Origin of the sequence: Ideonella sp. A 288, from assembly GCF_002198735.1 — a bacterium.
In the GTDB taxonomy this organism is placed as follows: Bacteria; Pseudomonadota; Gammaproteobacteria; order Burkholderiales; family Burkholderiaceae_C; genus Pseudaquabacterium.
This window is the reverse complement of sequence record NZ_MWLO01000104.1, coordinates 22,879-42,065: the sequence shown is the minus strand read 5'-3', so window position 1 is coordinate 42,065 and position 19,187 is coordinate 22,879. Positions and strand designations below refer to the sequence as shown.

Here is a 19,187-nt window from a genome sequence, read left to right as displayed (position 1 = left end):
CCTGCCACACGGCCCCGCCCATGCCCCGCATCCTGATCGCCGGCTTCCAGCACGAGACCAACACCTTCGCCCCGTCGCTGGCCGACTGGCGCGCCTTCCAGTCGGGCGAGGCCTTCCCGGCCTATGCCCGCGGCGATGCGATGCAGCAGGCGATGACCGGCGTGAACGCGCCGATCGGCGGCTTCATCGACGCCGCGCGCCAGCGCGGCTGGACCCTGGTGCCCTCGGCCTGGGGCGGCGCCACGCCCTCGTCCTACGTCACCACCGACGCCTTCGAGCGCATCGCCGGCGACATCGTGGCCGATGCGCGCGCGGCGCTGGCCCACGGCCTGGACGCCGTCTACCTCGACCTGCACGGCGCCGCGGTGGCCCAGCACGCTGACGACGCCGAAGGCGAACTGCTGGCCCGCGTGCGCGCGGTGGTCGGGCCGCACCGGCCCATCGTTGCCAGCCTGGACCTGCACGCCAACGTCACACACCGCATGCTCGAACTGGCCGACGCGCTGGTGTCGTACCGCACCTACCCGCACATCGACATGGCCGCCACCGGCGAACTGGCCGCGCAGTTGCTGGCGCGTCGCCTGGCCCTGGGCCGGCGCGAGCCGATGGCGTGCCGGCGGCTGCCCTTCCTGATCCCGCTGAACGCGCAGAGCACCTGGATGCCGCCCGCGCAGGCGCACTACGACACGCTGGTCGAGCTGGACCGCCGGCATGGCACGGTGCTGAGCTTCTGCATGGGTTTCCCGGCGGCCGACTTCGCCGAGTGCGCGCCGATGGTGTGGGGCCACGGCGAGCAGGCCGAGGCCGCGGTGCGTGCGCTGTTCGAGGCCGTGGCCGAGCCCACGCAGTGGACGCTGGACGTGCTGTCGGCGCGCGACGCCGTGGCCCAGGCGCTGGCCCTGGCCACGCAGTCGGACAAGCCAGTGGTCATCGCCGACACGCAGGACAACCCCGGCGCCGGCGGCGACAGCAACACCACCGGCATGCTGCGCGCGCTGCTGGCCCAGGACGCCGGCCGCCGCCTGCCCGGGCAGGTGGCGCTGGGCATGCTGTTCGACCCCGTCGCCGCCGAGCGGGCGCATGCCGTGGGCGTCGGCGCCACGGTCGACCTGGCGCTGGGCACCGCGGTGCCCACCTTCACCGGCCAGCCCAGCGACCCGCCGGTGAACGCGCGCTGCACCGTGGTGGCGCTGTCCGACGGCCGCTGCGTGCTGAAGGGCGCGATGATGACCGGCATGACGCTCAAGCTGGGCAAGAGCGCCTGCCTCGACGTCGACGGCGTGCGCGTGGCCGTGGTCAGCGGCAAGGCCCAGCTGCTCGACCGCGAGATGCTGCGCATGGTGGGCGTCCACGCCGAGGCCATGCGCATCATCGTCTGCAAGAGCTCCAACCACTTCCGCGCCGACTTCACCCCCATCGCCAGCCGCGTGCTGGTGGCCAAGGCCGCCGGCCCGATGGCGGTGGACCCGGCCGACCTGCCGTGGACCAAGCTGCCCGCCGACATCCGAAGGAGACCGTGATGAACGACCCCCACGCACTGCCCGCCGACCTGGCCGACTGCACGGCCACGCAACTTCTGTCGCTCTACCGCAGCGGCCACGCGTCGCCGGTGGACGCCACGCGCGCGGTGCTGGCCCGCATCGAGCGGCTGAACCCGTCGCTCAACGCGTTCTGCCTGGTGGCCGGCGACGATGCGCTGGAATCGGCACGCGCCAGCGAGCGGCGCTGGACGGCGGGGCAGCCGTGCGGCCCGCTCGACGGCGTGCCGGTGTCGATCAAGGACCTGATCCTGACCAAGGGCTGGCCCACCCGCCGCGGCAGCCGCACGGTCGACCCGCTGCAGGCCTGGGAGGTGGATGCCCCGGCCAGCGCCCGGCTGCGCGAGGCCGGCGCCGTGCTGCTGGGCAAGACCACCACGCCCGAGTTCGGCTGCAAGGGCGAGACCAACTCGCCGCTCACCGGCATCAGCCGCAACCCCTGGGACCCGTCGCGCACGCCCGGCGGCTCGTCGGGCGGCGCCGCCGCCGCGGTGGCCGCCGGCATGGGGCCCATCGGCGTGGGCACCGACGGCGCCGGCAGCGTGCGCATCCCCGCCTCGTTCTGCGGCAACTTCGGCCTCAAGCCCAGCTTCGGCCGGGTGCCGGCCTACCCGCTGTCGCCCTTCGGCACCGTGTCGCACCTGGGGCCGCACACCATGTGCGTCGGCGACGCGGCGCTGGCGATGAACGTGCTCAAGCGCCCCGACCCGCGCGACTGGACCTCGCTGCCACTCGACATGAGCGACTACCTGGCCACGCTGGAGCACGGCATCCGCGGCCTGCGCGTGGCCTGGTCGCCGACGCTGGGCTATGCGCGCAACGTGCATCCCGAGGTGGCCGAGGCCTGCGAGCGCGCGGTGCGCAAGCTGGTCGACCTGGGCGCCGACGTGGAGGCCACCGACCCCGGCTTCGACGACCCGCTCGAGATCACCACCGGCCTGTGGTTCGTCGGCGCGTGGACGGTGTGGAACACGCTGACGCCGGCACAGCAGGCCGTCGCCGACCCCGACTTCGCCGCCGAGGCGCAGCTGGGCTCGGCCTACAGCGCGCTCGAGGTGCAGCAGCTGACGCTGCGCCGCGGCGCGCTGGGCTCGCACATGCGTCAGTTCATGCAGGGCGTGGACCTGCTGATCACGCCCACGGTGGCGGTGCCGGCCTTCGAGGCCCGGCCGGCCGGCCAGGGGGCGATGTCGCCCGAGGCGCTGCTGGGCTGGACGCCGTTCTCGTACCCCTTCAACCTGACCCAGCAGCCGGCCTGCACCATCCCCTGCGGCCTGACCCGCGACGGCCTGCCGATCGGCCTGCAGATCGTCGGGCCGATGTTCGGCGACGCGCTGGTGCTGCGCGCGGCACGCGCCTACGAACGCGCCTGCCCGATCCCGCGGCCGGCATTGCGGGCATGACCGGGCCGACGGATGGAGCCTGGGATCAGGCTATGGCGTCATCTGAGCGACACACGACTCGAACCGAGGAGACCGACCGATGAGTTCCCTGGCCTACCTGCCCGCCCATGAGCTGGCCCGGCGCCTGCGCCGCCGAGAGCTGTCCGCCGTCGAACTGTTGCAGCTCTACCTGGGCCGCGTCGAGCGCCACGGCCCGGCCCTCAACGCCGTGGTGGTGCGCGACGCCGAGCGCGCGCTGCGGCGCGCCCGCCAGGCCGACGAGGCCCTGGCCCGCGGCGAGTGCTGGGGCCCGCTGCACGGGCTGCCGATGACGGTGAAGGAATCGTTCAACGTGGCCGGCCTGCCCACCACCTTCGGCTTCGAGGCCTTCCGCGACAACATCGCCCAGACCGATGCGGTCACCGTGCAACGGCTCACCGACGCCGGCGCGGTGGTCTTCGGCAAGACCAACGTGCCGGTGTCGCTGGCCGACTGGCAGACCTTCAACCCGGTGTACGGCACCACCAACAACCCTTGGGACACGGCCCGCGGGCCGGGCGGCTCGTCGGGTGGCTCGGCCGCCGCGCTGGCCGCCGGGCTCACGGCGCTGGAACTGGGCAGCGACATCGGCGCCTCGATCCGCAACCCGGCGCACTACTGCGGCGTCTACGGCCACAAGCCCACGTGGGGCGTGGTGCCGATCGCCGGCCACCAACTGGCCGACGACGAGGTGGCCGACACCTTCGACATCGCCGCGGTGGGCCCGCTGGCGCGCAGCGCCTACGACCTGTCGCTGGCCATGGACATCCTGGCCCACCCGCTGGAAAGCCAGGGCCCGATGGGCCGGGTGCCGCTGCGCTGGCGCGACAGCGGCGTGCCGCCGCAGCGCTGCCGCGTGGCCGTGCTGTGGGACGACGCGCAGGCCGAGGTCGACGAGAGCGTGCGCGCGCCGCTGCGCGCCCTGGCCGCCTTCCTGCGCGACCGCGGCCTGCAGGTCAGCGAGACCGACCGGCCGGTGGACAGCGCCGAGGCCAACCATGTGTACCTGCACCTGCTGCGCGCGGCCACCGGCTCGCAGCTGGGCGACGCCGACTACGGTCGCCTGCAGGCGCTGGCCCGCGACCTGCGCCCCGACGAGCAGGACTACCGCGCCCGCGCGTACCGTGGCAGCACACTGAGCCACCGCGACTGGCACCAGCTGGACCAACGGCGCGAGCACCTGCGCCGGCAGTGGGGCGCGTTCTTCGAGCGTTACGACCTGCTGATCTGCCCGGTGGCCACCACGCCCGCCTTCCACCACAACCAGCAGGGCGAGCGCTGGGAACGCCTGATCCCGGTGAACGGCCACGGCCAACCCACCACCGACGCGCTGTTCTGGGCCGGCTACCCCGGCATCGTCGGCCTGCCGGCCACGGCCTTCCCGCTGGGCCTGACGGCCGAGGGCCTGCCGGTCGGGGCGCAGATCGTCGGCCCGGCCTTCGCCGACCCGTTGTGCCTGCGCTTCGCCCAGTGGCTCGAGCGCGAATACCACGCCTTCGTGGCGCCGCCGGGCTGGGGCGACTGAACGGGCTGTCCCCGCCCCGAGGGCGTGCGGTCCGCCCTCGATGCGGGTCTGGAACGTGCGTGCACGCACTTTTGCGGTGCCGCAGATCGAAACCGGCGGTTCAGGCTGCAACAAGACACTTCGATCGAGTCAAAGCGGCGCGGCGAGGCGGTGAAAGTGGATAAGCTCCCCGCTTCTCCGTTCCCGTTTCCGCATGGCCACCCTGCACATCGAATCCACACTCCCGCAGATCACACCGGCCCAGGGCCTGGATGGTTGGCGGCGGGAGTTCTGCGTCCAGTTCCTCGACGGCGGCGCAGCCCGCATCTTCGTGCGGGCAGTCGAGGCCAGTTCCTTCAAGGCCTCCGAACTGCAGCGCGCCATCCTGTTCCATCGCCTCGCGCCGCGTTTCGATGACCTGGGCGGCTGCGTCGATGCGCTCCGCCCCGAACTCGACCGCCTGGCCGAGACCGCCCGCCTCGTCGTGCCGGACAAGGAGAACCTGTTCGCGACGGTCGACTTTGACCGCACCGCGTGGGAACGCGTGCAACTCGGTCTGGACCGCTGGTCGCGCCGCACGGCCTCGGGTGCCGACCGGCCGGGCGCCGTGGCTTCGGGTTGAGTGACTCGCACTGACCTCGCGCACTGACCTCGCGCGTTGATCGCGAGGGCTGAGTCGGACCCCGAGCGGCACCGATCCGGCCGATCGACCCTTTCGGGCCGTGCGACATATTGCCGCGGATCCGCAGGTTCCGTTGTCTCGTCGGCGCGCCGGACGGCCTCCATTCGGCCCTTGCCGCGCGTGGCGCCGCGGCACGGTTCCCATCGCTGCCACAGAGGGAAAACGGGGGGTCCGAGGGCCCGTCGAGGGGCCCGCAAACCGACTGCGAAAACAGCATCGCCGCGAAGGTGAACCGCCGATCGGGTACACCGAGGCGGGGGGGCAGACGGACGTTGAACCTGTGCTACCGTGCCATCGCTCCAAATGCCGTTGAGTCCGATTTGCCACGGGGAAGTACCGCGAAATGAACACATTGAAGTCGACCGTCCTGCGCGTGCTGTTCTGCACAGGTGCGGTCCTCGCGCTGCCGTCCGTGCAGGGCCAGGCGCTGCAGACCCCTGATTGGCAACGCTCCACCGCAGGGGCCTCGGGCGTGGCCGTCGAACTGGACGGCCAGGACAATGCCTACGTGGTCGGCGTCACCGCGCCGAACGCCTTCGACGCCAACGTCGGCACCGCGCTGATCAGCCGTTTCTCGTCGACCGGTGTGCTGCAGTGGTCGCGGACCTGGTTCCCCACCGGTTACGCGGGTGTCCGGCCGACGGCGATGTTCACCGACGCCGCCGGTGCCGTGGTGGTGGTCGGCGCCTACGCCGACTACAACTACGCGGTCAGCAACCTGGGCTCGGGCACGACCGCCGGCCCCACCGGAGTGATGGAGGCCGGCTGGGTGGTGCTGAAGTACGGTTCCGACGGCACGCTGTTGTGGTCGCGCCATGTGGCGCGCGCCAGCGGCTATGCGGTGGCCGGGGTGGCCGATGCGGCGGGCGACCTCTATGTGCTGGGCCGCGGAACGAACAAGGTCTTCACCGCCGAGAAGCTGTCGGGCGCCACGGGTGCCACGATCTGGTCGAAGAACAGCCTGGCCGTCACCGGCGGCGAAACGCCGGGGCAGATCCGCCTCACGCCGTCGAACCACGTGGTGGTGAGCGGCGCCGGCGCAGCGGGCATGTCGCTGTACGCCTATGCGGCAGACACCGGGGCCACCCTGTGGAGCACGCGCCATGCGGCGGCAGCGGGCAACTACGCGCCCAGCCTGGCGGTGGGCCCCTGGGGCGAAGTCATCGGCACCGGCACCGCCGGATCGGCCTTGTTCGTGGCCGCCCATGATGCGAGCTATGCACCACTGTTCGCGCGCAGCTACCCGCAGGGCACGCAGGGCGTGCGCGTGGGCGTGGATGCCCTGCGCAACATCGTGGTCAGCGGCGTGGCGGCCTCGCCCACCAATTGGGTCACGCTCCGGCTCGACGCGGCCGGCAACGTGCTGACGACGCCTTGGGCGGCCGACTACCACCCCACGGCCAACGAGACCCCCTACGACCTGGCGCTCGGCAGCGACGGTTCCGCCTTCGTGGCCGGTGCCACCGGGATGGGCTGGACGGTCGACGGCATGGCCCTGCGCGCGACCACGGCCCGCTACCTGCCCAATGGCAGCGTGGCCTGGCTGGCCAGCACGCTGGACGCCGCCGCCGCGGTCGACGTGGCCGCGGCCAAGGACGGCGCGGTCTTCGTGCTGGGCAACACCGCGCAGACCCTGCTCCACTATCCTGCCACGGCCAACCAGTTGCCCGTGGGCAGCCTCAAGCTGGGCACCGGCACCACTGCGCCGCTCACGGTGTACCTCGACGCCTCGCTGTCGAGGGACGCGGATGGCAGCGTGGCCAGCTACCGCTGGAACTTCGGCGACGGCACCGCGGCCACCACCGCCACGCCCCTGGTCACGCATGTCTATCCCGTCGCCGGCAGCTACACCGCCAACGTGACGCCGGTGGACAACGTCGGGGCTGTGGGCAGCACCGCGTCGCTGGTGGTGACGGCCACCGTGCCAGTGGTGGCGCCGCCCACGCCAACCGCCCTGACGCTGTCCAGCACCTCGGTGATCGGCGGCACCAGCCTCACCGGCACGGTGAAGGCCTCGTCCACGGCCGGCGTGGTGGTCAAGCTCACCAGCAGCAAGCCGAGGACGGTGGCCGTCCCGTCCAGCATCACGATCCCGGCGGGGGCCAGCACGGGAAGCTTCACGGTGAAGACCGCTCGCGTCACCTCGTCGACCACGGTCGCCATCACCGCCACCGCCAACGGCGTGTCGGTGAAATCGCTGCTGACCGTCACGCGCTGAGCACCGCGCCGCGGCGCTGCCGCGGCGGCGCCCTCGGCGCGCTGCGTCAGGCCACGCCCAGTGCCACTTCGGTGGCCGGCAGGCGGATCTGGTGTTCGGTGCTGAACTGGTAGTCCTGGAACACGTGCTCGGCGGTGAGCAACTGCCAGCGGCCGTCGCCCTGGCGCACCGAGGTGTCCTTCAGCCGCCAGGCCAGTTGGCCGCAGGTCCAGATCTCGAAGTTGCGCATGTGCGTGCACAGGCAGGTCTTGTCCATCACCGACACGCGCTTGGCGCCGGGATGGGCCGACACCTCGCGGTTGTAGGCGGTGACGTAGGCGCACTTGCCGTTGGCGTCGAGCAGGTAGCCGTAGGCCTCGCAGTTCGGGCGGATGCCGTCGCCGATGCCGGGGCTGGACTTGATCATGCGCATCGGGTAGCCGGTGGGTGAGATCTGGTTGACCTCGATGTCGTCCTCGTCGGCCTTGAAGTACTCCTGCTTCACGTCGTCGGGCAGGCCGCATTCGCGGGTGACCGTGAAGCGCGTGGCCACCTGCACCGCGCTGCCGCCCAGTTCCATGAAGCGAACGGCATCGGTGCCGGTGAAGATGCCGCCGGCCGGGATGACCGGAATGTCGAGCTGCTCGGCCTTCAGGTACTGCAACACCTCGGTCGTGATGGTGGCCAGGTCGTACTCGGCCCAGTCCATGCCGAAGCCCAGGTGGCCGCCCGCCAGCGGCCCTTCCACGACGATGTAGTCGGGCAGGCGATTCAGGCGGCTGTTCTTCTTGAGGAACAGCTGCAGGGCGCGCAGCGACGAGACGATGATGCCCAGCTTGGCGTCGCGGAAACGCGGGTGGTCCTCGATCAGCGCGAACGAGCCCAGGTGCAGTCCGGCGGCCAGCGTGATGCCGTCGATGCCGGCGTCGAGCGCGGCGCTCATGCGCACCTTGAGCGTCTCCTTCGGCGCGTTCATCGTCAGCTTTTCCATGCAGTTGATGAACACCAGCCCGCTGCCGGTCTTGCGCGACATGGTGCCTTCGACGTGCAGGCGCGTGGCCTCGACCAGATGCTCGAGGTTGAACTTGACGTTGGACTTGTCGTCGGTCTCGGGCACGTACTTGTACATGGCCTGCTTGGCCTTGACGAACTTGGTCTTGTAGCGCCGATCAGTGACGGTCTTGACCATCGCATCGGAGATGTGGCCGACGCCGCCCAGGCGCGCCGCCTCGAGCGCGAGGTCGGCGGACGAGATGTCCACGCCCATGCCGCCGATCATGATGGGCACCAGCTCATGGCGGCCCATCCGCAGCCGGAAGTCATCCAAACGTTTCATCGTCAGCTTTCGCGTGTCCAGGCCCGGACCGAACGGCCTGTGCCCGACATTCTCACCAATGGTCACGATCCGGGTGGGTTTGGTCAACCAACAACCCTGCGAAGGGCAGACCGGCCGCGCCGGTCGCCGGTGCGGCGATTCTCGACCAGATTGGAAGCGGCCTCTTGCAGCGGGCTGACAGCGCGCCGCGGGCCAGGGGGTCACCAGCGCAGTGCGCGCGGCCCCAACAGTGCGCCCAGCGCGGCGGTCAGGCCGATGCCCAGCGTGTACCAGGCAGCGACGAAGACGGTGGACTCTTCGGTGCAGGCCCAGGCATAGCCACAGGCCCCGGCCGCGCCGGCCAGCAGCCCGGCGGCGGCCCCGGCGGCGCGAGGGCGGGTGGGGGCCAGGCCGCGCAGCGCCCACAGCGTGCCGGCCAGCGCCGGCAGCGACAAGGCCAGCACCGTCCACGGGCAGATCGACCACGAATGGCCCAGCAGCGACCGCAAGCGCTCGGCACCGGGCATGGTGGCCAGCGCGGCCAGCGCGGCCAGCACCATCACCGCCACCACCGCGGCCACCCAGCGCCAGGCGGCGCCGGTGGGCGCGGCCGGCCGGGCCAGCCGCGACGCCAGCCACCCGGCGGCCAGCATCAGTGCCGCCGAGTAGGCGATCTTGGTCCACAAGGCCTGGCCGGCCAGCATGCGCTCGGGCACCAGGCCCAGCACGCCGATGGCCAGCGCGGCACTCAGCGCCCCGCCCGCCAGCACCACGGGAAGCAGGCGCCGGGCCACCACGGCGCGCGGGGCGGGGCCGGCACCGGTGGCCAGCAGGGCGACGAGTTCGCTGGTTTTCATGACCGTTCGAGCACCGCGGCAGCGGCCAAAGGGGCCGTTGCCAGCAGGACAAGGGGACACAGGCACGTCGGACGAGGCATGGCGTGGATTCTCCGCGGTCGCCTGCGCCCGACGCGGTTCACGCACCGCGGGGCGAGGGTTCGGTGAGTGATTCGCGCGCGCCAGGCCAATGGTTACACCGGTGGCGCGAAAAACTTTCGGTCCAATGCTCACCCGTCCCGGATCGGAAAAATCGGAGAACGGCTGTAACCAGCGCCGCACCTGGCCCGAAATGCCCCGCAGCGCACGGCCATTCGTCGGACCGCACACTCGCATACTCGGCCCCACTGCCGGCAAGGACCCCATGCACGCCACCCTCCCCCTGCTCGTCCGCACCGAATTCCCGCCGCTGCGCCGCGAGCGCCTGAGCACGCTGCAGGTCAACCTGGGCTACCGCTGCAACCAGAGCTGCCTGCACTGCCACGTCAATGCCGGGCCCAACCGCACCGAGGCCATGGACGGTGACACCATCGACCTGGTGCTGCAGGTGCTGCAGGCGCGCGGCATCGAGACGCTCGACCTCACCGGCGGCGCGCCCGAACTGAACCCGCACTTCCGGCGCCTGGTGCGGGCCGCCCGGGCGCTGGGCGTGAGGGTGATCGACCGCTGCAACCTGACCATCCTGTCCGAGCCCGACCAGGAAGACCTGGCCGAGTTCCTGGCCGAGCAGGGCGTCGAGGTGGTGGCCTCGCTGCCCTGCTACTCGGTGGCCAACGTCGACCGGCAGCGCGGCGACGGCGTCTTCGACCGCAGCATCGCCGGCCTGCAGCGGCTCAATGCGCTGGGCTATGCGCGGCCGGGCAGCGGGCGGGTGCTCAACCTGGTCTACAACCCGCAGGGGCCTTCGCTGCCGCCGCCGCAGGCGCCGCTGGAGGCCGATTACCGGCGCGAACTGGGCCAGCACTTCGGCATCGTCTTCGACCACCTCTACGCGCTGGCCAACATGCCCATCCAGCGCTTCGGCAGCACGCTGGTGTCCAAGGGCCAGTTCAACAGCTACCTCACGCTGCTCAAGGGCGCCCACCGCGACGAGAACCTGGCCACGGTGATGTGCCGCTCGCTGATCAGCGTCGACTGGCAGGGCCAACTGCACGACTGCGATTTCAACCAGATGCTCGAACTGCCGGCCCGCGTCGACGGCCAGGCGCGCGCCCACCTGCGGCAGTTGCTGTCGCACGACCCGCAGGGCTCGCCCATCCGCGTGGCCGAGCACTGCTGGGGCTGCACCGCCGGCCAGGGCAGCAGCTGCGGCGGCGCGCTGCACGCCGAGTCGTCGACGTGAGCACGACGTCGCGGCGCGCGCTGTGGGTGGCACTGGCCGTGCTGGCCGTCGCCGTGGCCCTGAGCTGGCGCCACTACGACCTGGGCCGCCTGCTCACGCTCGACCAGCTCAAGGCCAGCCGCGATGCGCTCACCGGCCTGGTGCAGCAACAGCCGCTCACCACCGCGGCCACCTACTTTGCCATCTACGTGGCCGTGGCCGCGCTGTCGCTGCCCGGCGCCGCGGTGATGACGCTGGCCGGCGGGGCCATGTTCGGCCTGGGCTGGGGGCTGCTGCTGGTGTCGTTCGCGTCCAGCCTGGGCGCCACGCTGGCCTTCCTCGTCTCGCGCCACCTGCTGCGCGACAGCGTGCAGGCGCGCTTCGGCAAGCAGCTCGCGCCCATCAACGACGGCATGGCGCGCGACGGCTGGCTCTACCTGTTGACGTTGCGGCTGGTGCCGGTGTTCCCGTTCTTCCTGGTCAACCTGCTGGTCGGGCTGACGCCGATCGGCACCGGCCGGTTCTACGCCGTCAGCCAGCTTGGCATGCTGGCCGGCACCGCGGTGTACGTCAACGCCGGCACGCAGCTCGCCAGCATCCAGAGCCTGAAGGATGTGCTGTCGCCGGCGCTGCTGGGCAGCTTCGTGCTGCTGGGCCTGTTCCCGCTGGTGGCCAAGGCCATCGTCGACGCACTGCAGCGGCGCAAGGTGTATGCCGGCTGGACGCGGCCGGCACGCTACGACCGCAACCTGGTGGTCATCGGCGCCGGTGCGGGCGGCCTCGTCAGCGCCTACATTGCCGCCGCGGTGAAGGCCAAGGTCACGCTGGTCGAAGGCCACAAGATGGGCGGCGACTGCCTCAACTACGGCTGCGTGCCGAGCAAGGCGCTGATCCGCTCGGCCAAGCTGGCCAAGCAGTTGCGCACCGCGGCCGAGCTGGGCGGCGCCGACGTGTCGGGCCGCGTCGACTTCGCCGCAGTGATGGCGCGCGTGCAGCGCGTGGTGGCCGACATCGAGCCGCACGACTCGGTCGAGCGCTACACCAAGCTCGGCGTCGAGGTGCTGCAGGGCCATGCCCGCATCACCTCGCCCTGGACGGTGGAGGTGAGCACGCCGCAGGGCGTGCAGACGCTGAGCACCCGCAGCATCGTCATCGCCGCCGGCGCCGAGCCCTTCGTGCCGCCGATCCCGGGGCTGCGCGAGGTGGGCTGCCTCACCTCCGACACGGTGTGGGGCCTGAAAGAACTGCCGCCGCGCCTGGTGGTGCTGGGCGGCGGGCCCATCGGCTGCGAGCTGGCGCAGAGCTTCGCGCGGCTGGGCTCGCGGGTCACCCAGGTGGAGATGCTGCCGCGGGTGATGGTGCGCGAGGACGTGGAGGTCTCGGCGCTGGTGGCCGAGGCGCTGCGCGCCGACGGCGTGACCCTGCTCACCGGCCACCAGGCGGTGCGCTGCGAGCGCGATGGCGAGGTCAAGCGGCTGGTCGTCAAGCACGGCGACACCGAACTGGCGATCGAGTTCGACCAGCTGCTGTGTGCCGTCGGCCGCAGCCCGCGCGTCACCGGCTACGGCCTGCAGGAGCTGGGCATCCCGCTCACGCCGCGCAAGACCATCGCCACCGACGCCTGGCTGCGCACGCGCTTCCCCAACATCTATGCCGTCGGCGACGTGGCCGGGCCCTACCAGTTCACCCACACGGCCGCTCACCAGGCGTGGTATGCGGCGGTGAACGCGCTGTTCGGCCGCTTCAAGTCGTTCAAGGTCGACTACTCGGTGATCCCCTGGGCCACCTTCACCTCGCCCGAGGTGGCGCGGGTGGGCCTGTCGGAGGCCGAGGCCACCGAGCAGGGTGTGCCGCACGAAGTCACCCGCTACGGCATCGACGACCTCGACCGCGCCATCGCCGACGGCACCGCCGAGGGCTTCGTCAAGGTGCTCACGGTGCCCGGCAAGGACCGCATCCTGGGCGTCACCATCGTCGGCGAGCATGCCGGCGATCTGCTGGCCGAGTACGTGCTGGCGATGAAACACGGGCTGGGGCTGAACAAGATCCTCGGCACCATCCACACCTACCCCACGCTGGCCGAGGCCAACAAGTACGCTGCCGGCGAATGGAAGCGCGCCCATGCGCCGCAGGCCCTGCTGCGCTGGGTGGCGCGCTTCCACGACTGGCAGCGCGGATGACCCCCATGAAGACCCCCATGACCCCTGACACCCCCACACCTCGGCGCACCCTGCTGCTGGCCCTGGCGGCGCTGGCGCTCTCGCCGGCCCACCTGCATGCCCAGCCGCAGCCCTTCGACCACGGCCATGCCGCCTGGACCGCGCTGCTGAAGAAGCACGTCGTGGTGCTGGGTGGCGGCAAGGCCTCGCAGCTGCGCTATGCCGGCATGGCCGCCGACCGCGCGGCGTTGAAGGCCTACACCGACACGCTGTCGGCGGTGCCCAAGGCGGCCTTCGACGGCTGGACGGCGCCGCAGCAGATGGCCTTCCTGATCAACGCCTACAACGCGTTCACGGTAGAGCTGATCCTCACCCGCTACCCGAAGCTCGAATCGATCAAGGACCTGGGCAGCCTGCTGTCCAGCCCCTGGAAGCCGAAGTTCATCGCGCTGCTGGGCGGCAAGGTGAGCCTGGACGACATCGAGCACGAGATGCTGCGCGCCCGCGGCCGCTACGACGACCCGCGGGTGCACTTCGCCGTCAACTGCGCGTCGATCGGCTGCCCGGCGCTGCGCGAGGAGGCCTTCGTGCCCGAGCGGCTCGGCGCGCAGCTGGACGAACAGGCGGCGCGCTTCCTGTCCGACCGCAGCCGCAACCGCTACAACCCGGCCAGCGGCCAGCTCGAGGTGTCGAAGATCTTCGACTGGTTCGGCGACGACTTCAAGCGCGGCCACCAGGGCATCGCCTCGCTGCCGGCCTTCCTGGCCCGCCACGCCGACCGCCTGGCCGACACGCCGGCCGACCGCGAGCGCGTGCGTGGCCAGCAGGTGCCCATCTCGCACCTCGACTACGACTGGAAGCTCAACGACGCCCGATGAGCACGCCCCGCGTCTCCCTCATCGTGCCGGTGCTCGACGAGGCCCTCGGCATCGCCGCCACGCTGGACGCGCTGGCCGCGCTGCGCGCGCAGGGCCACGAGGTGATCGTCGTCGACGGCGGCAGCCGCGACGACACCGTGGCGCGCTGCGCCGGCCGCGCAGACCAGGTGCTCGCGGCCCCGCGTGGGCGCGCCCGGCAGATGAACGCCGGCGCCGCGGCGGCACACGGCGAGGTGCTGCTGTTCCTGCACGCCGACACGCGGCTGCCGGCCGATGCGCTGGCGGCGGTGGCCGACGCGCTGGCGCGCGGCGCCTCCTGGGGCCGCTTCGACGTGCGCATCGAGGGCCGATCGGCGATGTTCCCGGTGATCGCCTGGATGATGAACGCCCGCTCGCGCCTCACGGGCATGGCCACCGGCGACCAGGCGATCTTCGTGCGGCGCGCGCTGTTCGCGTCGATCGGCGGCTATCCCGACCAGCCGCTGATGGAGGACATCGAGCTGTCGCGCCGGCTCAAGCGCCACGGCGCGCCGGCCTGCCTGCGCCTGCGCGTGGCCACCTCGGGCCGCCGCTGGGAACAGCACGGCGTCTGGCGCACCATCGTGCTGATGTGGCGGCTGCGCCTGCGCTACTGGCTGGGCACGCCGGCCGACGCCCTGGCGCGGGCCTACCGATGACCGGCGCGGTGGCGATCGTCGTGATGGCCAAGGCCCCGGTGCCCGGCCTGGCCAAGACCCGCCTGATCCCGGCGCTGGGCCGTGATGGCGCGGCCGCGCTGGCCGAGCGGCTGCTGCGCCACACGGTGGCCCAGGCCTGCGCGGCGGCGGTCGGGCCGGTGGACCTGTGCACCACGCCCGACACCACGCCGCACGTCACATCTGACGCGCGGCCCGCCGCCCTGCACCCGGCCTTCCAGGAATTGGCGGCGACGGGCCAGGTGGCGCTCAGCCAGCAGGGCGAGGGCGATCTCGGCCAGCGCATGGCCCGCGCCATCGACCGCCACCTGGCCCGAGGCCGGTGCGTGCTGCTGATGGGCACCGACCTGCCCGCGCTCGACGCGGCCGTCCTGCGGCACGCCGCCGCGGCGCTGGCCACCCACGACGCGGTGGTCGTGCCCGCGCTCGACGGCGGCTACGGCCTGGTCGGCCTGCGGCGCCCGGCGCCGTCGCTGTTCGAGGGCATCGCCTGGAGCACCCCGCAGGTGATGCAGCAGACCCGCGAGCGCCTGGCCGCCGCCGGACTGCGCCACACCGAACTGGCGCCCCTCGCCGACATCGACGAGCCCGCCGACCTGGCGCACCTGCCCCCGGGGTGGCTGGCATGATCGCCCGATGAAACGCCTGCTGCTCGTCGGTGCCGGCCACGCCCATGCCCAGGTGCTGCGCGACTTCGCGGCACGGCCGATGCCGGGCGTGGCGATCACCGTGGTGTCGCCCAGTGCGCTGGCGCCCTACTCGGGCATGGTGCCGGGCTGGCTGGCCGGGCACTACCGCTTCGACGAGATCTGCATCGATTTCGAGGCCTTGTCCCGCGCCGCCGGCGCCACCTGGGTGGCCGACGAGGTGATCGCCTTCGACGCCGACCAGCGCATGCTGATGCTGCGCAGCGGCACGGTGCTGGGCGCCGACCTGGTGTCGATCAACATCGGCTCCACGCTGCGGCCGCCGGCCGTCGACGGTGCCCGCGTGCTGTCGCTTCGGCCGCTGGGCGACCTGCACCGCGCCTGGGAGGCCCTGCTGGCCGACCTGGCGGCGCAGCCGCAGGGCCGCCCCATCGACCTCACCGCGGTGGGCGGCGGCGCGGCCGGGGTCGAGTCGCTGCTGGCGGTGCGCACGCGGCTGGCCGCGCTGTGCCCCGGCCGGCCGTTGACGGCGCGGCTGCTCACCCGCAGCCCCGACCTGCTGCCCGGCATGTCGCGCCTCGCCGCGCGCCAGATGCACGGCGTGCTGGCCGCGGCCGGCGCGGCCGTGCACACCAACACGGGCTTCGACGAGCAGGCGCCGCCCGCGTCGCCCGCCGATGCCGAACGGCTGGTGCTGTGGGCCACCGGCGCGCAGGCCCACCGCTGGCCGGGCCGCAGCACGCTGGCTGCCAGCGAGACCGGCTTCATCCGCATCGACGACCACTTGCGCTCGGTGTCGCACCCGGCGGTGTTCGCCGTCGGCGATTGCGCACAGTGGGCCGATCCGCTGCCCAAGGCCGGCGTCTACGCCGTGCGCATGGGGCCGGTGCTGACACGCAACCTGCGCGCCTGCCTGGGCGATGGTGCGCCGCAGACCTACTCACCGCAGCGCCGCTTCCTGGCGCTGCTGGCCACCGGCGACCGGCGCGCCATCGCCACCTGGGGCCCGTTCGCGGCGCAGGGGGCATGGGCCTGGCGCTGGAAGGACAGCATCGACCGCGGCTTCATTGCCGGCTTCGCCCGCGACCGCGGCGCCGCGCCGCCGGGCCCCACCGCCGGGCCACCCCTGCCCTGAGAGTCGGAGAGTCGGAGAGTTTTGATCATGCACGCTCGAGTTCCTCTCAGCCCCTGAGGCCTGTGCAGGGCGCGGCCATGGGATGCCGGGCTCAACGAATCCGGGGCTGATCCCCCCTCATTCGAGGGGTCCCCTCCCATCCAGGGGAGCGCCCCGCGCATTCAGGGGGAAGGCGACGGTTTGCCGCAGCCGTCTCAGATGCTTGACAACTATCATTGCGTGAACGCGGCCGGAGTGCGCCATTCAGGTGCGCCTTCGGCCCCGCCGGACTCTCTCCCTCATTCACGAGACCCACCATGAAGCAGTACGCACCGCTCGCCCTGATCACCTTCGCCGCCTTGGCTTCACCCGTGGCCCAGGCCGTGGAGGTGTCGCTGGCGGGGGCCACCTGGTCCTCCACCGGGGCCACGGGCCTGATCACCAGCAACTACAACGGCGAGACCGCCGTGCCGCTGTCGCCCACCGGCAACGCCAAGTTCGGTTTCGTCACGACCTTCAACGGCGTGGCCACGGTGCCCCCGCTGGCACTGAACCCCGGCGACGGCGGCGAGACCGAGACCAACGGCTCGAAGGTGCTGTCGAGCACCTTCACCGCGTCGGTCAACGACACGCTGAAGCTGCGCCTCAATTTCGTGTCCACCGACGGTCGTGGTTTCGACGACTACGCCTGGGCCCGCTTGGTCAACGTGGCCACCGGCAACACCGCCGCCTGGCTGTTCACCGCCCGCAGCGGCAACGCGCCCGACGGCGACGGCACGGGCGACTACGTGCCCGGCAAGGTGCTCAGCGACCAGGTCGACAAGCAGGCCGACAAGCAGCTCGACGCCGTGCTGAACGGCGGCGTGCCGATCGTCCACATGCCAGGCGGCACCAACACCAACTGGTCGCCGCTGGGCGTCGAGAACGTGTCGGGCTCTTACGGCTTCTGCTGGGCCGGCAACCCGCTGGAAGGCAGCTGCGGCTCGAGCGGCTGGGTCACCTCCGACTACAGCTTCACCGCCGGCGGCACCTTCCGGGTCGAGATCGGGGTGACGAACTTCGGCGACGAGGCCTACGACACCGCGCTGGCCTTCGACTTCACCGGCCTGTCGCAGGCCAACTTTGCCGGCGCGACCGTGCTCGAGAACCCGCCGCCGCCGGTGCCCGAACCCGGCACCTGGGCGCTGATGCTGGCGGGCCTGGGCGTGGCGGGGCTGATGGCGCGCCGGCACAACAAGGCCACGGCCGCCTGAGGCCGCGCGGCCGCCGAAGGCCGGCCGACGCCGGTCGGCGCGGCAGCAGGGTCCCCCATGGGGATCCTTCCGGGTGATCCGCCCCAGCGGGCCGACCTTGTCACGCCGAGGGCAGCCCGTCGGCGAACGCGGTGTGGGCAGGTCAGTCGTCGACCACCACCGTGCCCATCATGCCGCCGGCGGCGTGGTCGAGGATGTGGCAGTGGAACATCCACTCGCCGACGTTGTCGGCCACGAAGGCGATGTCGCAACTGCCGCGCGGGCCGAGGATGACGGTGTCGCGCCACTCGCGCATCGCGTTGGGCTTGCCGTTGTGCGCCAGCACCCGGAAGAAGTGGCCGTGCAGGTGCATCGGGTGCTCGAAATTGGTGTTGTTCACCATGCGCAGCACCACGTGCTCGCCGCGCTTCATGTGGAACAGCGGCTCGTGCATCATCGCGTGCTCGTGCTGGGCGGTGTAGTTCATGGTCCAGGTGATGCCGTGCTGGGCCATGATCTCCTCGACCTTCATCGGCTTGCCGTCCACCTGCGCGATGGCCGGCATGCCCTTCACGCCGCCATCGAACATCAGGTAGTGGCGCGTGGCCTTGTCCAGCCGCGGCTCGACGAGGCGGTTCGGCGCCATCGCCGCCGGGCGGCCCAGCCGCCGTGCCCGCACCGGCTTGCCGGCGTAGGCGATGCTGGCGATCTGGGTGCCGGTGCCTCGGCGGTCGACCACCGCGTGGGTGGCGCCGGGGGCGGCGCTGCCGTCGATGACCAGGTCGGTGCGCTGCCCGGGCGCGAGGAACAGCTTGCCGTCGGGGATGGGGTGCGGCGACACCGGCTGGCCGTCGTAGCTGACCACCCAGGGCGCGTGGCCGACGAACTCGAGTCGGAACAGCCGCGCCGAGGCCGCGTTGATCAGCCGCAGCCGCACGCGCTCGTTCGGCCGCAACTCGAGCTTGCGGTCGGGGCCGGCCGCGGTGCCATTGATCGTGAAGACGTTGCCGTGGCGGCCATCGCTGCCGAAATCGAGCACCTTGCCGAAATCCTCGACCTGCTTGTTGTCGTCGCCGAGCTTGAAGTCGGCCAGCACCCACACCACCTCGCGGTCGACCTGCACCGGACGGGGCTCCTCGACGATGAACGCGCCGTACAGGCCGCGCGGCACCTGCTCGAAGCTGGACTGGTGCGGGTGATACCAATAGGTGCCGGCGTCGGGCAACGCGAAGCGGTAGTCGAAGCTGCCGCCGATCTCGATGGGGTGCTGGGTGACGTGGGGCACGCCGTCCATGTCGTTGGGCACGCGCAGGCCATGCCAGTGCACCGTGGTCACCTGGGGCAAGTGGTTGACGACGTGCAGGTCGACCTTGTCGCCCTGCGCAAAGCGCAGCACCGGGCCGGGCACCGAGCCGTTGAAGCCCCACACCTCGGTGGCCGGACCATCGGCCCGCACCTTCTGCGAGAAGACACCGGCATCGAGCTTGAAAGGCGGGTGGGTGGCGGCACGGGCCGGCCCACCGGACAGCGCCCACGCACCGAGCGCGGCACCGGAGCCCTGCAGAAAATCACGGCGGCTGAACGTCATGGCGGAGTCTCCTGGCGTGGTCTGGCTCGGCCGATCGGCCGGCGACGCATCTGCACCGGC

The 19,187-nt window shown here is 71.8% G+C and carries 15 protein-coding genes; 12 read left to right on the top strand and 3 right to left on the bottom strand.

Translation table 11 applies throughout. From position 1 onward, the window contains the following. The first annotated feature begins 20 nt into the window (after positions 1-20). From EOINJALH_RS10150 to EOINJALH_RS10130, 5 genes are all read left to right on the top strand, one after another. Positions 21-1,520, top strand: a complete 1,500-nt coding sequence (locus EOINJALH_RS10150; protein ID WP_088280239.1) for a M81 family metallopeptidase — start codon at positions 21-23, stop codon at positions 1,518-1,520. After that, positions 1,520-2,941, top strand: coding sequence for an amidase (locus EOINJALH_RS10145; protein ID WP_088280238.1), 1,422 nt, complete (start codon positions 1,520-1,522; stop codon positions 2,939-2,941). Before EOINJALH_RS10150 ends, EOINJALH_RS10145 begins: the two co-directional genes overlap by 1 nt. 79 nt (positions 2,942-3,020) lie before the next feature. After that, complete coding sequence (locus EOINJALH_RS10140) at positions 3,021-4,484, top strand: amidase (protein WP_088280237.1); 1,464 nt, start codon at positions 3,021-3,023, stop codon at positions 4,482-4,484. 193 nt (positions 4,485-4,677) lie between these two features. Continuing rightward, positions 4,678-5,085: a hypothetical protein gene (locus EOINJALH_RS10135; RefSeq protein WP_088280236.1), complete on the top strand. Its 408-nt coding sequence runs from the start codon at positions 4,678-4,680 to the stop codon at positions 5,083-5,085. 403 nt (positions 5,086-5,488) lie between these two features. Beyond that, positions 5,489-7,363 (top strand): PKD domain-containing protein, encoded by a 1,875-nt coding sequence (locus EOINJALH_RS10130; protein ID WP_088280235.1) that lies wholly within the window; start codon positions 5,489-5,491, stop codon positions 7,361-7,363. Between the two features lie 46 nt (positions 7,364-7,409). Here the strand turns inward: EOINJALH_RS10130 and EOINJALH_RS10125 are convergent, their stop codons facing one another. Continuing rightward, positions 7,410-8,678, bottom strand: a complete 1,269-nt coding sequence (locus EOINJALH_RS10125; protein ID WP_088280234.1) for a nitronate monooxygenase — start codon at positions 8,676-8,678, stop codon at positions 7,410-7,412. Positions 8,679-8,878: 200 nt separating this feature from the next. Continuing rightward, positions 8,879-9,514 carry a DUF1109 domain-containing protein gene (locus EOINJALH_RS10120; protein WP_088280233.1) on the bottom strand — a complete coding sequence of 212 codons (636 nt, stop codon included), beginning with the start codon at positions 9,512-9,514 and terminating at the stop codon, positions 8,879-8,881. A 343-nt stretch (positions 9,515-9,857) separates the two neighbouring features. Between EOINJALH_RS10120 and arsS the strand changes: the two genes are divergently transcribed. The 7 genes from arsS (at position 9,858) to EOINJALH_RS10085 (ending at position 17,560) form a co-directional block, all read left to right on the top strand. Then, the gene (arsS, locus tag EOINJALH_RS10115; RefSeq protein WP_088280232.1) at positions 9,858-10,835 is read left to right on the top strand and encodes an arsenosugar biosynthesis radical SAM (seleno)protein ArsS; all 978 of its coding nucleotides are present in this window, start codon (positions 9,858-9,860) and stop codon (positions 10,833-10,835) included. After that, on the top strand, positions 10,832-12,994 hold the full coding sequence (locus EOINJALH_RS10110) for an FAD-dependent oxidoreductase (RefSeq protein ID WP_088280231.1): 2,163 nt from the start codon (positions 10,832-10,834) through the stop codon (positions 12,992-12,994). The genes arsS and EOINJALH_RS10110 overlap by 4 nt, the downstream gene beginning before the upstream one ends. 17 nt (positions 12,995-13,011) lie before the next feature. Continuing rightward, a complete protein-coding gene (locus tag EOINJALH_RS10105) occupies positions 13,012-13,851 on the top strand; it encodes a DUF547 domain-containing protein (RefSeq protein WP_088280242.1) in 840 nt (279 codons plus the stop codon). Next, positions 13,848-14,528 (top strand): TIGR04283 family arsenosugar biosynthesis glycosyltransferase, encoded by a 681-nt coding sequence (locus EOINJALH_RS10100; protein WP_088280230.1) that lies wholly within the window; start codon positions 13,848-13,850, stop codon positions 14,526-14,528. Before EOINJALH_RS10105 ends, EOINJALH_RS10100 begins: the two co-directional genes overlap by 4 nt. Further along, entirely contained in the window at positions 14,525-15,175 is a 651-nt protein-coding gene (locus EOINJALH_RS10095) for a TIGR04282 family arsenosugar biosynthesis glycosyltransferase (protein ID WP_088280229.1), read from the top strand. Before EOINJALH_RS10100 ends, EOINJALH_RS10095 begins: the two co-directional genes overlap by 4 nt. Before the next feature lie 7 nt (positions 15,176-15,182). Beyond that, positions 15,183-16,328 (top strand): FAD-dependent oxidoreductase, encoded by a 1,146-nt coding sequence (locus tag EOINJALH_RS10090; protein ID WP_088280228.1) that lies wholly within the window; start codon positions 15,183-15,185, stop codon positions 16,326-16,328. Between the two features lie 296 nt (positions 16,329-16,624). Then, on the top strand, positions 16,625-17,560 hold the full coding sequence (locus EOINJALH_RS10085; RefSeq protein WP_088280227.1) for an NF038132 family protein: 936 nt from the start codon (positions 16,625-16,627) through the stop codon (positions 17,558-17,560). Positions 17,561-17,702: 142 nt separating this feature from the next. Here the strand turns inward: EOINJALH_RS10085 and EOINJALH_RS10080 are convergent, their stop codons facing one another. Further along, positions 17,703-19,127: a multicopper oxidase family protein gene (locus EOINJALH_RS10080; RefSeq protein WP_088280226.1), complete on the bottom strand. Its 1,425-nt coding sequence runs from the start codon at positions 19,125-19,127 to the stop codon at positions 17,703-17,705. Between the last annotated feature and the right edge of the window lie 60 nt (positions 19,128-19,187).

Coding starts and splice junctions, on each gene's coding strand:
- EOINJALH_RS10130 (WP_088280235.1), top strand. CDS start 5,489: ATGAACACATTGAAGTCGACCGTCCTGCGCGTGCTGTTCTGCACAGGT.
- EOINJALH_RS10145 (WP_088280238.1), top strand. CDS start 1,520: ATGAACGACCCCCACGCACTGCCCGCCGACCTGGCCGACTGCACGGCC.
- EOINJALH_RS10095 (WP_088280229.1), top strand. CDS start 14,525: ATGACCGGCGCGGTGGCGATCGTCGTGATGGCCAAGGCCCCGGTGCCC.
- EOINJALH_RS10150 (WP_088280239.1), top strand. CDS start 21: ATGCCCCGCATCCTGATCGCCGGCTTCCAGCACGAGACCAACACCTTC.
- EOINJALH_RS10120 (WP_088280233.1), bottom strand. CDS start 9,514: ATGAAAACCAGCGAACTCGTCGCCCTGCTGGCCACCGGTGCCGGCCCC.
- EOINJALH_RS10105 (WP_088280242.1), top strand. CDS start 13,012: ATGACCCCTGACACCCCCACACCTCGGCGCACCCTGCTGCTGGCCCTG.
- EOINJALH_RS10080 (WP_088280226.1), bottom strand. CDS start 19,127: ATGACGTTCAGCCGCCGTGATTTTCTGCAGGGCTCCGGTGCCGCGCTC.
- EOINJALH_RS10085 (WP_088280227.1), top strand. CDS start 16,625: ATGAAGCAGTACGCACCGCTCGCCCTGATCACCTTCGCCGCCTTGGCT.
- EOINJALH_RS10100 (WP_088280230.1), top strand. CDS start 13,848: ATGAGCACGCCCCGCGTCTCCCTCATCGTGCCGGTGCTCGACGAGGCC.
- EOINJALH_RS10135 (WP_088280236.1), top strand. CDS start 4,678: ATGGCCACCCTGCACATCGAATCCACACTCCCGCAGATCACACCGGCC.
- EOINJALH_RS10125 (WP_088280234.1), bottom strand. CDS start 8,678: ATGAAACGTTTGGATGACTTCCGGCTGCGGATGGGCCGCCATGAGCTG.
- EOINJALH_RS10140 (WP_088280237.1), top strand. CDS start 3,021: ATGAGTTCCCTGGCCTACCTGCCCGCCCATGAGCTGGCCCGGCGCCTG.
- arsS (WP_088280232.1), top strand. CDS start 9,858: ATGCACGCCACCCTCCCCCTGCTCGTCCGCACCGAATTCCCGCCGCTG.
- EOINJALH_RS10090 (WP_088280228.1), top strand. CDS start 15,183: ATGAAACGCCTGCTGCTCGTCGGTGCCGGCCACGCCCATGCCCAGGTG.